This is a genomic window from Streptomyces sp. NPDC126510, assembly GCF_040302345.1.
In the GTDB taxonomy this organism is placed as follows: Bacteria; Actinomycetota; Actinomycetes; order Streptomycetales; family Streptomycetaceae; genus Streptomyces.
Window position 1 is genome coordinate 27,118 of sequence record NZ_JBEORR010000017.1, and the last position, 15,193, is coordinate 42,310.

At 68.8% G+C, this 15,193-nt stretch carries 10 protein-coding genes; 7 read left to right on the top strand and 3 right to left on the bottom strand.

Annotated elements, in window-relative coordinates; genetic code table 11:
• Positions 1 to 102: 102 nt before the first annotated feature.
• A complete protein-coding gene (locus ABTX60_RS24040) occupies positions 103 to 1,485 on the bottom strand; it encodes a DEAD/DEAH box helicase (RefSeq protein WP_352099170.1) in 1,383 nt (460 codons plus the stop codon).
• 433 nt (positions 1,486 to 1,918) lie between these two features.
• Here ABTX60_RS24040 and ABTX60_RS24045 point away from each other — a divergent pair, with 433 nt between their 5' ends.
• The 6 genes from ABTX60_RS24045 (at position 1,919) to ABTX60_RS24070 (ending at position 8,891) form a co-directional block, all read left to right on the top strand.
• Positions 1,919 to 3,139: a metallophosphoesterase gene (locus tag ABTX60_RS24045; RefSeq protein ID WP_352099063.1), complete on the top strand. Its 1,221-nt coding sequence runs from the start codon at positions 1,919 to 1,921 to the stop codon at positions 3,137 to 3,139.
• Between the two features lie 113 nt (positions 3,140 to 3,252).
• Positions 3,253 to 3,993 (top strand): class I SAM-dependent methyltransferase, encoded by a 741-nt coding sequence (locus ABTX60_RS24050; RefSeq protein ID WP_352099064.1) that lies wholly within the window; start codon positions 3,253 to 3,255, stop codon positions 3,991 to 3,993.
• 324 nt (positions 3,994 to 4,317) lie between these two features.
• Positions 4,318 to 5,757 (top strand): hypothetical protein, encoded by a 1,440-nt coding sequence (locus ABTX60_RS24055; protein WP_352099065.1) that lies wholly within the window; start codon positions 4,318 to 4,320, stop codon positions 5,755 to 5,757.
• Entirely contained in the window at positions 5,754 to 6,908 is a 1,155-nt protein-coding gene (locus tag ABTX60_RS24060; protein WP_352099066.1) for an ARPP-2 domain-containing protein, read from the top strand. The genes ABTX60_RS24055 and ABTX60_RS24060 overlap by 4 nt, the downstream gene beginning before the upstream one ends.
• A gap of 522 nt (positions 6,909 to 7,430) precedes the next feature.
• Positions 7,431 to 7,619, top strand: a complete 189-nt coding sequence (locus tag ABTX60_RS24065) for a hypothetical protein (RefSeq protein ID WP_352099067.1) — start codon at positions 7,431 to 7,433, stop codon at positions 7,617 to 7,619.
• Between the two features lie 72 nt (positions 7,620 to 7,691).
• Positions 7,692 to 8,891, top strand: coding sequence for a threonine aldolase family protein (locus ABTX60_RS24070; RefSeq protein WP_352099068.1), 1,200 nt, complete (start codon positions 7,692 to 7,694; stop codon positions 8,889 to 8,891).
• Between the two features lie 135 nt (positions 8,892 to 9,026).
• On the opposite strand, the gene ABTX60_RS24075 is transcribed toward ABTX60_RS24070, so the two are convergent.
• Positions 9,027 to 10,454, bottom strand: coding sequence for an endo-1,4-beta-xylanase (locus ABTX60_RS24075; RefSeq protein ID WP_352099069.1), 1,428 nt, complete (start codon positions 10,452 to 10,454; stop codon positions 9,027 to 9,029).
• Positions 10,455 to 10,935: 481 nt separating this feature from the next.
• On the opposite strand from ABTX60_RS24075, the gene ABTX60_RS24080 reads away from it, so the two are divergent.
• Positions 10,936 to 12,405, top strand: coding sequence for a non-reducing end alpha-L-arabinofuranosidase family hydrolase (locus ABTX60_RS24080; RefSeq protein ID WP_352099070.1), 1,470 nt, complete (start codon positions 10,936 to 10,938; stop codon positions 12,403 to 12,405).
• 86 nt (positions 12,406 to 12,491) lie between these two features.
• Here the strand turns inward: ABTX60_RS24080 and ABTX60_RS24085 are convergent, their stop codons facing one another.
• Positions 12,492 to 15,188, bottom strand: coding sequence for an RICIN domain-containing protein (locus ABTX60_RS24085; protein WP_352099071.1), 2,697 nt, complete (start codon positions 15,186 to 15,188; stop codon positions 12,492 to 12,494).
• Positions 15,189 to 15,193 lie beyond the last annotated feature (5 nt).

Genomic DNA, 15,193 nt, shown 5'->3' on the forward strand with positions numbered 1-15,193 from the left:
GTATTTCGCACCGGGAGCACCATCCGACGGCGGGTCTCCGGTCCCGCGTATCCGTCCAGCGGCGTAGGCGAGGACACCGCCCGGCAGTCCTGGAAGCCGGTCTCAGCCGCCGCGCCGCACTCGGGCCGCCTTGCGGGCCTCCGCGAGCTTGCGGGCCTCGCTGCTCTTGCGGGACGACGACCTGCCACCGGAACCGCTCTTCGCGTCCTTGGTGCTGCCCAGGCCGCCGAACGGGACGTTGTGGTTCCTGGGGCGCGGTACGGCCGGCCCGCCGTCGAGGGGCTTTCCGGAGGGGGCCTTGGCGCCGGTGATCCGGCTCAGCTCCGCCTCGCCGGACCGCACCTTGGTGACCTTGGGGGCGACGTCGGCGTCCGCCATGATGTGGCTCGTCTCGCGGCGCTGTCCCGACAGGACGAGTGTCACGACGGTGCCGGAGCGGCCGGCCCGGGCCGTGCGGCCCGCGCGGTGCAGATAGTCCTTCGGGTCGTCGGCCGGGTCGACGTTGACCACGAGGTCGAGGTCGTCGACGTGCAGGCCGCGTGCGGCGACGTTCGTCGCCACCAGCGCGGTGATCTGCCCGTTCTTGAACTGGGCCAGAGTCCGGGTGCGCTGCGGCTGGGACTTCCCGCTGTGCAGGGCGGCGGCTGCCACGCCGCTGGCCCGCAGATGACGCGTGAGCTGGTCGACGCCGTGCTTGGTGTCCAGGAACAGCAGGACTCGGCCGTCCCGAGCGGCGATCTCCGTGGTCACGGCGTACCGGTCCGGGCCGTGCACGACGAAGACGTGGTGCTCGATCGCGGAGACGGCGCTGGAGGAAGGGTCCACCGAGTGGACGGCGGGGTCGCGCAGGTAGCGCTGCACCAGCTGGTCGACGTCGCCGTCGAGGGTGGCGGAGAACAGCATCCGCTGCCCGTCGGGACGCACCTGGTCCAGGATCCCGGTGACCTGCGGCAGGAACCCCATGTCGCACATCTGGTCGGCCTCGTCCAGGACCGCGATGCGCACCCGTCCCAGTCGGCAGTCCTTGCGCTCGATGAGGTCGTGCAGCCGACCGGGCGTGGCGACGACGATCTCGGCGCCCTCCCTCAGCACGGCGGCCTGCCGTCCGATGGACACGCCGCCCACCACGGTCGCGAGCCGCAGCCGCAGCACCTGGGCGTACGGGGTGAGCGCCTCACCGACCTGCTGCGCCAGCTCCCTGGTGGGCACCAGAACGAGCGCCAGCGGCTCTTTCGGCTGCGCGCGCTGCCCGGCCGTCCGGGCGAGCATCCCCAGGCCGAAGGCGAGCGTCTTGCCGGATCCTGTGCGGCCCCGGCCCAGGACGTCCCGTCCCGCGAGCACATTCGGCAGCGCTGCCGCCTGGATGGGGGAGGGCACAGTCACACCCTGCTCATCGAGCGCCCGCAGAACCTCGGCCGGCAACCCCAGCTGGGCGAAGGACGCTGCCGTGGGCACTGCCGAAAGGGCACCCGACGCCTCGGACACATCGCCCTGCTGCCGGGCATCGGCACGTGTTGATTCGCTCACAGAGAGCCTTCCTCCGAAGGGACCGTACCGAGGAAGGCGCGGCACAGACGCGGCCGCCGATCAGAGACGCCCAACGGAGCACCAACACAGCGACACAGCAAAAGCGCAACGTTAGCACGGGGCACACCGTCCGGGCCTCCCGTACCGCGCCGCTCAGTCGAGGAACGGCAGCCGGGCCTGCCGGTGCGGAGCCAGGTGGTGCCCCGGGCACTCCCGACATCGACGCCGGCGCCCTGATCGCGGCCCATGCCAAGGGAGGCGTCTATGGCGAAGTCTTGCCACTCGCAGAGAACCCTCCGCCCTTGCGGGCCGCGCCCATGAACGCCGGTCGGCCGGGCCGAGCCGACCGGATACAGTGCGTGAGAAGGCAGTCCGGGCAGGGAGGGCAAGCGTGACCGACACCAGTGGCACCCGGCCTGCAGAGGGTGAAGCGCAAGCACCGCGGCAGAGCCGGCTGCACCGCCTGATGCGCTACCTCCCCCTGATCGCTCCCCTCCTGCTGTGGGCCGTGCCCTGCTGGGTGCTCCTGCACACCGGCCAGCATTGGCCGCTGCCTGTCACGCTGGTCGGCACCTCCCTGTTCGCCCTCGGCCTCATATGTATGCCGCTCGCGATGGTGCGCGGCCACGGCCGGCGCCAGCAGGACCGGGCGGCGATCACCGGTGACACCCTGCTGGGCACCGGCTGGGTTCTGTTCACCTGGTCCGTCCTGCTCGGCGTCCTCCTTCGGCTCGCCCTGACCCTGGCCGGCGTCGGCGAGAGCCAGGACCGGGCCCGAATCGTCACCTGGGCCGTCCTCGGCACAACCGCCGTACTGCTCGGCTGGGGGTACGCCGAGGCGCGCCGTGTGCCGCGGGTGCGCCGACTCGACGTGCAACTCCCGCGGCTGGGTCCCGGGTTGGACGGCCTCCGCGTCGTCCTCATCACCGACACCCACTACGGCCCGCTCGACCGCGCCCGCTGGTCGGCACGGGTGTGCGAGACGGTGAACACGTTGGATGCCGACCTCGTCTGCCACACCGGCGACATCGCGGACGGCACGGCCGAACGCCGCCGCGCCCAGGCCGCCCCACTCGGTACCGTGCGAGCCACCCGGGCCCGGGTGTACGTCAACGGCAACCACGAGTACTACAGCGAGGCCCAGGGCTGGGTCGACCTGATGGACGAGCTGGGCTGGGAACCGCTGCGCAACCGCCATCTGCTGCTCGAACGCGGAGGCGACACCCTCGTGGTCGCCAGCGTGGATGACGTCACCGCCGAGTCCTCCGGCCTGGCAGGCCACCGCGCTCACCTCGCCGGAGCCTTGAACAGCACCAACCCCGAGCTGCCCGTCCTGCTCCTGGCACACCAGCCCAAGTTCGTCGACCGGGCGGCAGCAGCCGGCATCGACCTCCAGCTTTCCGGCCACACCCATGGCGGCCAGATCTGGCCTTTCCACCACCTGGTCCGCATCGACCAGCCCGTCGTGGCGGGCCTGAGCCGACACGGCGCCCGCACCCTCCTTTACACCAGCCGCGGCACCGGCTTCTGGGGCCCGCCGTTCCGCGTCTTCGCCCCCAGCGAGATCACCCTGCTCGTGCTCCGCTCCCCGCACCTGCCCACCTCGCCGTAGCACCAGGGCTCGTCCGGCGGATCACGGGCCGAGCCAGGGCCGGACCGAGGCGAGAGCCGGCCAGTGCCGCCATCGTGTTGACCGCCCCCGGCCGGCAGTGCTGGAGTCGGCACGTGGACAGCATCCCCGCCAACCGGCGGCTCTGGAACCGGATCAGCAGCGCCTACCAGCACGAGCACGACCCGCAGATCGGCGCCGCGCCCCGGCTGTGGGGCATGTACTCCATCCCCGACGCGCACCTGCATGCCCTGGGCGACGTCACCGGCAAGCGCGTCCTCGAACTCGGCTGCGGCGCCGGCCAGTGGTCCAGGGCGCTCGCCGCCGAGGGCGCCACCGTGGTCGGGCTCGACCTGTCCGAAGCCCAACTCGCCGCAGCAGCCCGCGCGATGGGAGCGGCCCGCTACCCGCTGGTGCAAGGCGCCGCCGAACGACTCCCCTTCGCCGCCGACAGTTTCGACCTGGTGTTCTGCGACTTCGGCGGGCTCAGCTGGGCGCCCCCGCACCTGGCCGTCCCGGAGGCCGCACGCGTCCTGCGCCGAGGCGGGCGCCTGGTGTTCAACGTCGCCAGCCCATGGTTCGAAGCTTGCTACGACGAAGCCGCCAGCCGCGTGACCACCACGCTGCAGCAGGACTACTTCGGGCTGAACACCATCGCCGAAGACGACGGCGCGACCAGCTATCAGCTCACCTACGGCGGCTGGGTCAAGGTCCTGCGCGGCGCGGGTCTCCTCATCGACGACCTCATCGAGCCGCGGCCCGAACTCGGCACACCCAACGGCTACAACGAAACCGACCCACCCGACTGGGCACACCGCTGGCCGGCGGAACTGCTCTGGGTCACCCACAAGCCGTAGGTTCCGCCGCGCCGAGACGTGAAGGCATCCCCTCGCCCGACAGGCCCCAAGGTGTGCCACAGCCGGCCTGGCATGACCTCGTTCCCGTGCGCCCGACGCACCGCCGCCCAGGAGCAGTAGGTGACGCCCGGCTTGCCCTCTCCGGCGCTGCGCAAGGTGCCCGGCAGTGACGGAAGTCGGTGGAGGCCTTGTCGCCCGCTCTGTTACGGTCCTGAGGCCGGCCGCGGGACTTCGGTGCGACTTCCGGAACCTGCCTCTGAAGCAATGATTCGCAGCTCGTGCCCCCACTCCCCGGCCGGCATCGCACCCATGAGGATGATTCGGATGGACTCGTACGGGGACCTCATCGCGACTGACGATGTGCTGCTCTTCGTCAACGCGGCGATCACCTCGACCGGCCAGCGTGAGTTTCACAGCGACGCGGGCGAGCAGCGACTGTCCCTGGACTTCCTCCACGCGTACATGCTGGGCAACTACCGTGACCTCTACGCCGGAGTCCTTGCCCTCGACATCAACGACCACAACGCGGTCCTCATCATCCGCCGTCTGCTGGAGACCACCCGTGAGGCCACCGCCGACCAGCGTCGCAGCGAGGGACGTCTGATCGCGTGCCGTCTGGCGATGCTGCCGCCGCAACGCGTGTACGGGCTGTTCGACGCGCTGCGCCGGGCCAGGGTGAACAACCGCCGCACCCGCGCGATCATGCGTGACTGGCTGTCCGCCCGCCCGGACCTGGCGTTCGATGCCGTGAAGTACCGCAGCGGACTCAAGCGTGCGCTTCGCCACGCGCACCTCGCCCCCGCCGGCGAAGAGCTGGGACCGTTCGTCTTCGCGCCGCTGACCCGCAAGCGCTATGCGACACCCCTCCTGGAGACATGGCGCCGCGCACACTACGAGAAGGCTGCGCTGTACGAGCTGCCCTTCACGGCTGCCGAGGGCTTCGCCGCCCAGCACGGCATACCCCGGGACGTCTTCCTGCAGCGCATGGCTCCACGTATGACCCGCCTGGAGACCCTGCGGCTGCAGGAGTCCGCGCACCGGCGCGGGGCCACGGCTGTACAGGCCGACCTGACCCGAATGCCCCTGACCAGGCTGGCCGCCTATGTGCTGGCGCTGCCGGTCGAAGACCGCCTGCGCCGACGCCATGAGCTGACCCGCGCCCTGGAATCGGCCGCAGGCCGGGTGGCCGGCTCGCACAGGGGGAGCTGGGGCAAGGTCACCGCCGTCCTGGACGACAGTTTCTCCGCCTTCGGCTCGGCCCACAAGCGTCGTCGGCCGCTGGCCGTGGCCCTTGCCTGCCACTACCTGCTCGCAGCCCTCGCCGGCGACTACACCGGGTTGTGGACGTCGGGGCGGACCGACGCTCTGCTGAGCTATCCGTACGGGCCGACGCCGCTGGGGCGGCGGATCGTCGACGCGCTGGACACCGCCCCGTCCAGGCTGGTGATCGTCTCCGACGGATGGGACAACGCGCCCCCCGGCCTGGCGGCCGAAGTACTGCGCGTCTGGCGGACCCGGCTCGACACCGAGCGTCGCACCAGCATCGTGCACGTCAACCCCGTCTACGACGCGGCCGACTTCGACGTGCGCCGACTGTCCGCGACGGTGCCCACCGCGGGCATCCGTGACGCCGAGGACCTTCCCCCACTGGTGGAACTCGCCCAGTTCGCGGAAGGCCGGACGGGCCTGGCCGAACTGATCACTTACATGGACACCCGTGCGGCCCGCATACTGAGCGGCCACAACCACGAGCAGGCGCGATGACCACGCTGGACCTGACCGGACTGGCCACCCGCCCCTCCCAGGTCTGGGGCGCCGTCCGTCTGGTACCGCTCGTGCGTGACGAACCCGTCGACGATCTCCGTCTGCGACCCGAGCTCTACGGCGACGCGGCAGGTCTGGTCCAGGTCGGACCCCGCCATGCCTACGTCTCCTACGTCCCGCACGGATTCGTCGCCACATGGACCGATGACAGGACGCCGGCAGCGGCCTACGGCACCCAGATGTCCGCCGACGACAATGCGGCTCCCGCTGCCACGATGGGTTTGCGCTTCCACCACAGAATGGCCCGTCGCCAGGCCAAGGACCGGCTGCGGTTCCTGCCCATGCACCTGGCGCTGGAAGGCTACCTGGCACTGCACTTCGGCGGCCCCTCGATCGCCTGGGAAGAGTGGTCGCAGCGTGCTGTCCGCCAAGGGCTCTCCCCTCGCGTCGAAGAGGCGTACGTGGGCACCGCAGTACACGGGCTCGGCGACGCACTGCGCATCTTCGAGATCCATCCCGACCAGTGTGGCGTGATGCTCTACGTAGCCGACGCACTCGCGGCCGTGTTCGCCGTGCCGCATCCCGACGACTACCGCGCGCTCCACCCGACCCTGCTGCATGATCTGTACGGCGAACTGATCCACCACTACGCCACGCTCATGCCGCCGGTGCAGGAGTTCCGGGCGCGCCTTCCTGACGCGCAGATCCACTCCCTGGCCCACCTGCGCACGGCAATCGCCGACCAGGAACGCGCCTGGACGCATTGTCACGACACGACCATGGCCACTGGCCTGCTGGAGCACACGTACACCTGGCAGACGGTCTACCGGATGGAACGCTTCACTCTCTCCCGCTTCCTGCCGACGTTCCGTCCCAAGCAGGAGAACCACATCGGTGAGGCCATCACCGACGACAGGGGCAGGATCGCCTACCTCAAGACGTTTCGGCTGTCGGAGAACCAGGTCCGTCGCGGCCACCTTCTCAGCCGGCTGTCGGCCAAGGACTGGCATCTGGAGGACGCCGCAGCCGAGTTGGGCATCGACGAGGCTCAACTGGGCCTGCGGCTGGAGTCTGCGGGCTTCGGCTTCCTGCTCCGCCAGGATGTCCTGGACGCATACCGCAAGCAGGAGCGAACCCGGGATCAACGGTGAGTGAGCGCGCGGTCCCCGCGGTGCCCAGATCCCTCGCGGGTATCCGGCCAGATCGCTTCCCGGAGCCGAACAGGCGCCGACAGGGGCCCTCGTTCCGGGAAATGTGCGGCTCAGGTTCGCTCTCGCAGAAAAGTTTGCGGTGATCCATTGACCGGGACCGAGGCGCCCGGATAAAAAGATCACCTTCAGGATCGCGGCCGCGAGTCCGGTCCCTGCAGCTCTGCCCGGGGGATTTCGCCTGCTGGTCCTGGACACCGTCCTGGTGCTGCTGTTCCAGGTCACGGTCAGCAAGGGCGCGCGTACCCCGGCGGGAGCGGCACGTATGCTGCGCTGGGCGGGGTGGGCGCTGGGGGCTTCCTGCCTGGTCTTCGCGGTGAGCGGGGGGCACGGCGCGCTCCTGGACAGCGCGGCCCTGCTGGGCGGCGCGCTGGTGCTCGTCCTGGGCGAGCTGTACCAGGCGTCGGCGAGCTGGGCCTGTCCTTCGGACTCGCCCCGGCGGGCCGGCAGGGGGAATGTCAGGCGGTGTTCTCCCTGGGGCGCGGGTTCCAGCAGTTCGCCGGGCCGTGGCTGATGACCTCGCTGGTCGTCGGCGCGGCAGGGACCGGCCGGCTGCTCCTCGCGGCGCTCTTCGCCCTGCTCGGGCTCGCAGCGCCGCCGTTGGTGCGCGACCTGGAGAAGGCCCGCGCGCGGACGGAGCCGGCACCGGCCTGAACGGACCGGCCGGGCCCCGTCCGGACCAGATGTGTCACACCCGTCCGACCGAGACAAGTAAGCGAGCGCACCATGACCGTACAGCGACGACACGACCCGGACGAGCGCGGCTTCGCCAGCGACAACTACGCGGGCGTGCACCCCGAGATCCTTGCGGCGATCGCCCTGGCCAACGGCGGCCACCAGGTCAGCTACGGCGCCGACGTCTACACCGAGCGCCTCCAGGAAGTGGTGCGCGGCCACTTCGGCCCCACCGCACACACGTACCCGGTCTTCAACGGCACCGGCGCGAACGTGGTCGCCCTGCAGACCATGCTCGACCGCTGGGACGCCGTGGTCTGCGCCGAGTCGGCCCACGTCAACGTCGACGAGGGCGGGGCGCCCGAGAAGGTCGCCGGGATCAAACTCCTGACGGTGCCCACATGGGACGGCAAGCTCACCCCTGAGCTGATCGACCGTCAGGCACGGGGCTTCGAGGACGAGCACCGGGCCCGGCCCAGGGTCGTCTCGATCGCTCAGTCCACCGAGCTCGGCACCTGCTACACGCCGGACGAGATCCGTGCGATCTGCGACCACGCGCACGGCCTCGGCATGCTCGTCTACCTGGACGGCGCCCGGCTCGCCAACGCCGCTGCCACCCTCGGCGTGTCCCTGCGTGAGATGACCGCCGACGCCGGCGTGGACGTCCTCTCGCTCGGCGGCACCAAGAACGGGCTGCTCTTCGGCGAGGCGGTGATCGTGCTCAACGAGGCCGCGGTGCGCGGCATGGCCCACCTGCGCAAGACGAGCATGCAGCTGGGCTCCAAGATGCGTTTCATGTCGGTGCAGTTCGAGGCGCTGCTGGGCAGCGACCTCTGGCTGCGCTCGGCGGCCCGCTCCAACGCGATGACACAGCGGCTCTACGAGGCGGTGCGCGACCTGCCGGGCCTGGAGATCGCCCGCCCGGTGCAGGCCAACCAGATCTTCGCCGTCCTCCCGCCGGCCGTCACCGAGCGCCTACAGAAGCGTTTCCGCTTCTATACCTGGGACGAGCAGGCCGGCGAGGTCCGCTGGATGACCTCCTTCGACACCACCGAGGGCGACGTGGACGCCTTCGCGGCGGCGATCGCGGAGGAGCTGGCGGCGGAACGAGGCCAAGGGCCGGTGGGCGCGCTCACCACGGCCGAGCGCGAGGAACTGGTGCGACTGCGCCGTAAGGTCCGCGAAATGGAGGAGACGCTCGAAGCGCTGGGGAAAGAGCCCGCCTTCTCCGCGAACCGCAGGACGAAGTAGCCGGCGGTCAAAGCCCGGGAGGCCGGGCGAGCGCTCCGCCCCCCGGGCAGGAGAAGCACGGAGCTGGGCTTCTCCTGCACCGGGAAGTCGGGTTGCCCGGCGGCACGGTGGTGGGCCGGGCAACCCCAGGCCTGGTCAGGTGCGGGTCCAGCGCTGGTTGCCGGCGTTCGAGCAGGAGGAGAGCTGGATCAGGGTGCCGTTGGCGGTGCCGCCTGCGGTGGTGTCGAGGCAGAGGCCGGACTGGACGCCGGCGATGGATCCGTCGGAGTTGAGGCGCCATTTCTGGTTGTCGCCGCCCCAGCAGCCGTAGATCTGGACCTTGGTGCCGTTGCCGGTGCCGGCGGCGTCCAGGCACTTGTTGCCGTAGACCCTGAGCTCGCCGGCGGCGGTGTGCGTCCACTGCTGGTTGGTGCCGCTGTGGCAGTCCCACAGCTGGAGCTGGGTGCCGTCGGTGGTACTGGTGCCGGGCACGTCCAGGCAGCGGCCCGAACCGACGCCCTTGATCGTGCCGGAGTTCGAAGGGGGCGTGGAGGTACCGCCGTTGAGTGTGTTGAGGACGGCGGTGTAGGCGGGCTTCTTGCTTCCGTTGCCGTTGAACAGCAGCGGCGTTTGCTCCGATCGCCAGGAGTCGGTGTCGCGCACACCCCAGACGGTGATGCCGAGGCAGCGCGGGACGGCCAGGCAGTCGTTGGTCACGTTGGCGTACGTCGTGGCCGAGGCGCCCTGGATGTCGAGTTCGGTGATCGCCACGTCGACGCCGAGGGCCGCGAAGCTCTGCAGGGTGGTGCGGAAGTTGCTGTTGTAGGGGCTGTCGTTGTTGAAGTGCGACTGGAAGCCGACGCAGTCGATCGGCACACCGCGCTGCTTGAAGTCCCGGACCATGGCGTACATGGCCTGGGTCTTGGCCCAGGTCCAGTTCTCGACGTTGTAGTCGTTGTAGCAGAGCTTGGCGGCCGGGTCGGCGGCGCGCGCGGTGCGGAAGGCCACCTCGATCCAGTCGTTGCCGGTGCGCTGCAGGTTGGAGTCGCGCCGGGCTCCCGAACTGCCGTCGGCGAAGGCCTCGTTCACGACGTCCCACTGGGCGATCTTGCCCTTGTAGTGGGCCATCACGCTGTTGATGTGATTGATCATCGCCTGGCGCAGGGCGCCGCCGCTGAGGCTCTGCATCCAGCCGGGCTGCTGGGAATGCCAGGCCAGGGTGTGGCCGCGCACCTGCTTGCCGTTCTGCACCGCCCAGTTGTAGACGCGGTCACCGGCGGTGAAGTTGAACTGGCCCCGCTGCGGTTCGGTGGCGTCGATCTTCATCTCGTTCTCGGCCGTCACCGAGTTGAACTCACGGCCCGCGATCGTCGTGTACGCGGAGTCGCCCAGTCTGCCCGAGGCGATGGCGGTGCCGAAGTAGCGGCCGCTCTGCGCCGCCGCGGCGCCGAGCGTGCTCTCGGCGGCGTGCGCGGCCGGCGGCGTGACCAGTGCGGCGACCACACCGAGGCCGACGGCCAGCGCCGGGAGCAGGCCGCGGGCCTTCCGGCGAACAACGGTTCTGGGAAAGGGATACGAGCCCATGACTGTGCCTCCAGGGTGGGCATCACGGAAGGACTGAAGCGCAGCACGGTTCACCGGGCACCAACGGTCGGGGGACCGGGACGATCTCGACCGGAACGGACGGCACCCGGCCGGTCGTCGGGTGCCGTGACGGCGAGCGAAGGTGACGGGGTGGCGCAGGCTTGGTGCGCGGATCTGTCGTGCGGCACGGAAGTTCGACATCTCGAACGATGACCGGCCCCTTAGGCCAGGATGATTGAGGTATTGACGATGGATCGTCAATACACCTCGCAGAGGAAGATGCCGTGGAAGCTGAAGGGAAGGCGCTGTTTGTGGACAGATCGGCGACAGGCCTTGACCCGAGGGCTCCGCATTCCTAGCTTGTGCCTTCGAAGCTTGCGGGATTTCTTCGAATGTTTCGAGATTGCCCTCCCCCTCCCGGCACGCCCGCTCCGCGGTTCATCGGGGTCACCTCACCCCCACCCCCGAAGGAGGCCCTCTGATGTCGTTTCGCCACCCGTCCCCGGTCCGCCCGAGACGATTACTCGCCGTCCTCGCGCCCCTGTTGCTCGTGGCCGCCTTTCTCGGTGCCCAGCCCGCCGGCGCGGCGACCGTAGACCCCAACGCCTCGTATGTGCTGGTCAACCGCAACAGCGGCAAGGCCCTGGACGTCCACAACATGGCGACCGGTGACGGCGCCCGCATCACCCAGTGGTCCAGGAACGATCAGAACCAGCAGCAGTGGCAGTTCGTCGATTCCGGGGACGGCTACTACCGCGTCAAGTCCCGTCACTCGGGCAAGGTCCTGGACGTCCACAACCGGTCCACCGCGAACGGGGGCTCCATCGTCCAGTGGGCCGACCTGAACGGCACCAACCAGCAGTGGCGGCTGGCCGACAGCTCGGACGGCTACGTGAGGCTCATCGCGCGCCACAGCAACAAGGCCCTCGAAGTGCAAGGCGCCTCCACCGCCGACAACGCCAACGTCGTCCAGTACGACGACTGGGGCGGCAGCAACCAGCAGTGGCAGCTCGTCAAGGTCGGCGGCGGCAGTACCGGCCCGTGCGATCTTCCGTCGACGTACCGCTGGACGTCGACGGGCGCGCTGGCGCAGCCCAAGCCGGGGTGGGTCTCGCTCAAGGACTTCACCGTCGCCCCCTACAACGGCAGGCAACTCGTCTACGCGACGACGCACGACACGGGGACGCGCTGGGGTTCGATGAACTTCGGCCTGTTCGGCAACTGGTCGGAGATGGCTTCGGCGAGCCAGAACACGATGTCGACCTCGACCGTCGCGCCCACGCTCTTCTATTTCGCGCCGAAGAACATCTGGGTGCTCGCCTACCAGTGGGGCGGGACCGCCTTCTCCTACCGGACGTCGAGCGACCCCACCAACCCGAACGGCTGGTCGTCCCAGCAGGTGCTCTTCTCCGGCAGCATCGGCGAATCCGGAACAGGACCCATCGACCAGACGCTCATCGGTGACGGGACGAACATGTACCTGTTCTTCGCCGGTGACAACGGCAAGATCTACCGGGCCGGCATGCCGATCGGGAACTTCCCGGGCAGCTTCGGCTCGACCTCGACCGTGGTGATGAGCGATACGAAGAACAACCTGTTCGAAGCCCCGCAGGTCTACAAGCTGCAGGGCCAGAACCGCTACCTCATGATCGTCGAGGCGATCGGTGCGCAGGGGCACCGCTACTTCCGCTCCTTCACGGCCACCAGCCTGAACGGCTCGTGGACGCCCCAGGCCGCCACCGAGAGCAATCCCTTCGCCGGCAAGGCCAACAGTGGCGCCACCTGGACCAACGACATCAGCCATGGCGAACTGCTCCGCACCAGCCCGGATCAGACCATGACCGTCGACCCCTGCCGGCTGCAGTTGCTCTACCAGGGGCGCAGCCCCAACTCCGGCGGCGACTACGGCCTCCTGCCCTATCGTCCGGGTCTGCTGACACTGCAGCGCTGACGGCCCGGGAAACAGTGTCAGGCCGGGAAGCGGGCGACGCTTCCCGGCCTCACCGTGTGCTGCCCCCTACGTGCGGGAGCGTCTCGTCACTGGATCGTCCACGCCTGGTTGGACTGGTTCAGAGCCATCCACTGGTTGATGCCGGCCCCGTTGGCCGTCGAGTTGCCTCCGACCTCCAGGACCTGCCTGGACTCGAAGTTGCGGATGACGTATCCACCGCTGGTCGGCTCGAAGTACCACAGCTGGTTGTTGCCGCCGTTGTAGGTGTACTGCTGGAGGTTCGCCCCCTTGCTGTGACTCGAGTCGGCGATGCCCAGGACCTTCCCGCTGTTCCTGTTGACGATCTTGTAGAGCTGACCGCTGACCTTCACGATGTTCCACTGCTGGTTGGTGCCGCTGTTGCTCGGCCACTGGACGACGTTCGCACCGTCGGCGGTGGAGGCCTGATACACGTCCGCCAGCTGCCCGCTGTTGACGTTCTTGATCGTGTAGTACGTCGTCGGGTTGACGTTCGGTGTACCCGTCGCGTCCTCCAGGGCGCCCCCGGCCTGCTGCACGCTGAAGTCCGAGAAGAAGAAGTACGCGCCGTCGGTCTTGGCGATCCGCACGTAGCGGAACTTCTGGCGGACGTCGATGTTGCCCGTGAGCGTCGACGCCATCGGCAGGGTGGTGGCGTCCTGGCGTCCCAGCACGGTGTAGCTCGCGAACGACGGGTCGTTGGAGGCGCGGATCTCGAAGTCGCTGCGTGTCTCGGGCTGGTCGATGTCCTGGCGCATCGTCAGTGAGTACTGGCCGAGCTGGTATGCCTGGCCGAGGTCGACCTGCCACCAGGCGGAGGTGTCGGTACCGGTGGGTGACCAGCCGGTGGAGCTGTCGTTGTCGTCGGCTTTGGACGCCTCGTTGCCGGCACCGTACACCGATGAGGCAGAGGCCGGCTTGTTGTAAGCGAGGTTGAGCTTCGCCGACAGGGCCCGGTAGGCGGGTTCGAGACCGGATGCCTGGGTCACCGAGGTGCCGGTGGTCGAGTTGCCGGACAGCGTCACGTTGCTGCCGTTGTTGTTCTGGAAGACGAAGCCGTAGCCGTCGGTGCGTGACACGTTGTTCGAGACGGTCATGTTGTTCGACCCCTCGTCCAGGTAGATGCCCACCACCGCGGAACCGCAGGCGGCCGGGGACCGGACCACATCGTGTATGTAGTTGTTGTTGATCACCGTGCCCGGGTCGTTGGAGAGGTGGTAGATGCCGGCGGTGTCGCACAGCCGGTTCACGACATTGCCGATCCGGTTGTAGCTGACGCTGTTGTTGCCCAAGGCGTTGGCCGCGGACTGCCAGCCCCAGCCGAGCGAGATGCCGGCCCACGGAGTGTCGCTGATGTCGTTGTGGTTGATGGTGGTGCTGTTGACGAAGCCCGCGTTGATGCCGGCGGTGCCCAGGTAGTCCTCGCCGATCCGCGTGATCAGGTTGTTGTTGACCGTGACGTTCTTGACGACCTCGCGGGCGTCCTCACCGGCCGGGGACGTGGGCGGGTTGTAGATGGTGTGGTACTCCACGGTGGGGTCGGAGAACTTGCCCACCATGATCCCGTTGCCCGCGATGTCGTAGACGACGTTGCCGGTCACGTTGCTGCCGTGGACACCGTGGTGCAAATCGAGCGCGGTGGCCCCCATCTGCGTGAAGGTGTTGCCGGTGAAGGAGACACGATCGGCGTCCACCACATGGACCCCGGCCGGCGGACGGTCGACGTACTGGTGGTTGGAGGTGTCGGCCGAGAGGTTGAAGTTGCCGCCCTGGCCGTTGAGCAGACCGTTGCTGGTCGCTTCCATCCAGGTGGTCTGCGCGAAGGTGATACCCGAGAAGCGCAGGTCGTGGACCGGGGCATCCAGGCTGGCGCCCTTGACCTCCACGAGCGTCGGCAGGGTGGGAGCCTGCACGGTGGCGGTGGACATGTCCTCACCGGAGCGCGGTTTGTAGTAGACGGTCTGCGCGGCCGTGTCGACGTAGAACTCGCCCGGCTCGTTGAGGAATTCGTGGGCGTTCTCGAAGTGCAGCGGGGCGCCGTTGGCCAGGATCGGGTAGGGCCGCTGGAAGAGGATGCCCGCCTCGTGGTCCTGGATGGACACGTTGGCGGTGCCGCCCGCGGTGGTGAACGACTTCAACCGCAGGTAGTTCTCCGCCCACTGCAGTTCCAGGTTCATCTCGACCTGGCTGAGGTTGTTCCAGTTGGAGATCTGCGAACCGAGCACTTGGAGCAGCTTGTTGGTCTTGTCGTTGCCCTGGAGCTGGAAGTCCGAGCCGAGGTCGGGGTACCGGGCGCGGGTGGCGCGCACTCCGTTGACGTACAGCTGCCGGAAGTTGAGGCTGCCCACGGAGGCCTTGTACTCGCCGTTGCCGACGGCGGTCCAGCCGCTGATCTTCTTACCGCTGCCGATCACCGGCGTCTCGCCGTTGTACGCCTGGTAGACGACCGTGTGGCCGTTCGTGCCGGAGTCGCTCGTGCCGAGAGTGATCGGGCTGGTGAGTGAGTAGGTGCCGCCGCGCAGGTTCACGGCGATGTCGTCGGACATGTTGGAGTTGACGGCACGTACCGCGGACTGGGCCGCCTGGATGGTCTTGAAGGCAGCGGTGGGGCTCGTTCCCGAGTTGCTGTCACTGCCGTTGACGGGATCTACGTAGAAGTTCGCCGTGGCCGCGTGCGCGGTCTGGGCCGGCAGCACGGTCGCGCAGACGACGACGGTGGCCGCGAGTGCTTTGCTCAACCCCGCACTGATGCGTAGGGGTCTCATGTGTG

Coding starts and splice junctions, on each gene's coding strand:
- ABTX60_RS24055 (WP_352099065.1), top strand. CDS start 4,318: ATGGACTCGTACGGGGACCTCATCGCGACTGACGATGTGCTGCTCTTC.
- ABTX60_RS24080 (WP_352099070.1), top strand. CDS start 10,936: ATGTCGTTTCGCCACCCGTCCCCGGTCCGCCCGAGACGATTACTCGCC.
- ABTX60_RS24060 (WP_352099066.1), top strand. CDS start 5,754: ATGACCACGCTGGACCTGACCGGACTGGCCACCCGCCCCTCCCAGGTC.
- ABTX60_RS24085 (WP_352099071.1), bottom strand. CDS start 15,188: ATGAGACCCCTACGCATCAGTGCGGGGTTGAGCAAAGCACTCGCGGCC.
- ABTX60_RS24070 (WP_352099068.1), top strand. CDS start 7,692: ATGACCGTACAGCGACGACACGACCCGGACGAGCGCGGCTTCGCCAGC.
- ABTX60_RS24075 (WP_352099069.1), bottom strand. CDS start 10,454: ATGGGCTCGTATCCCTTTCCCAGAACCGTTGTTCGCCGGAAGGCCCGC.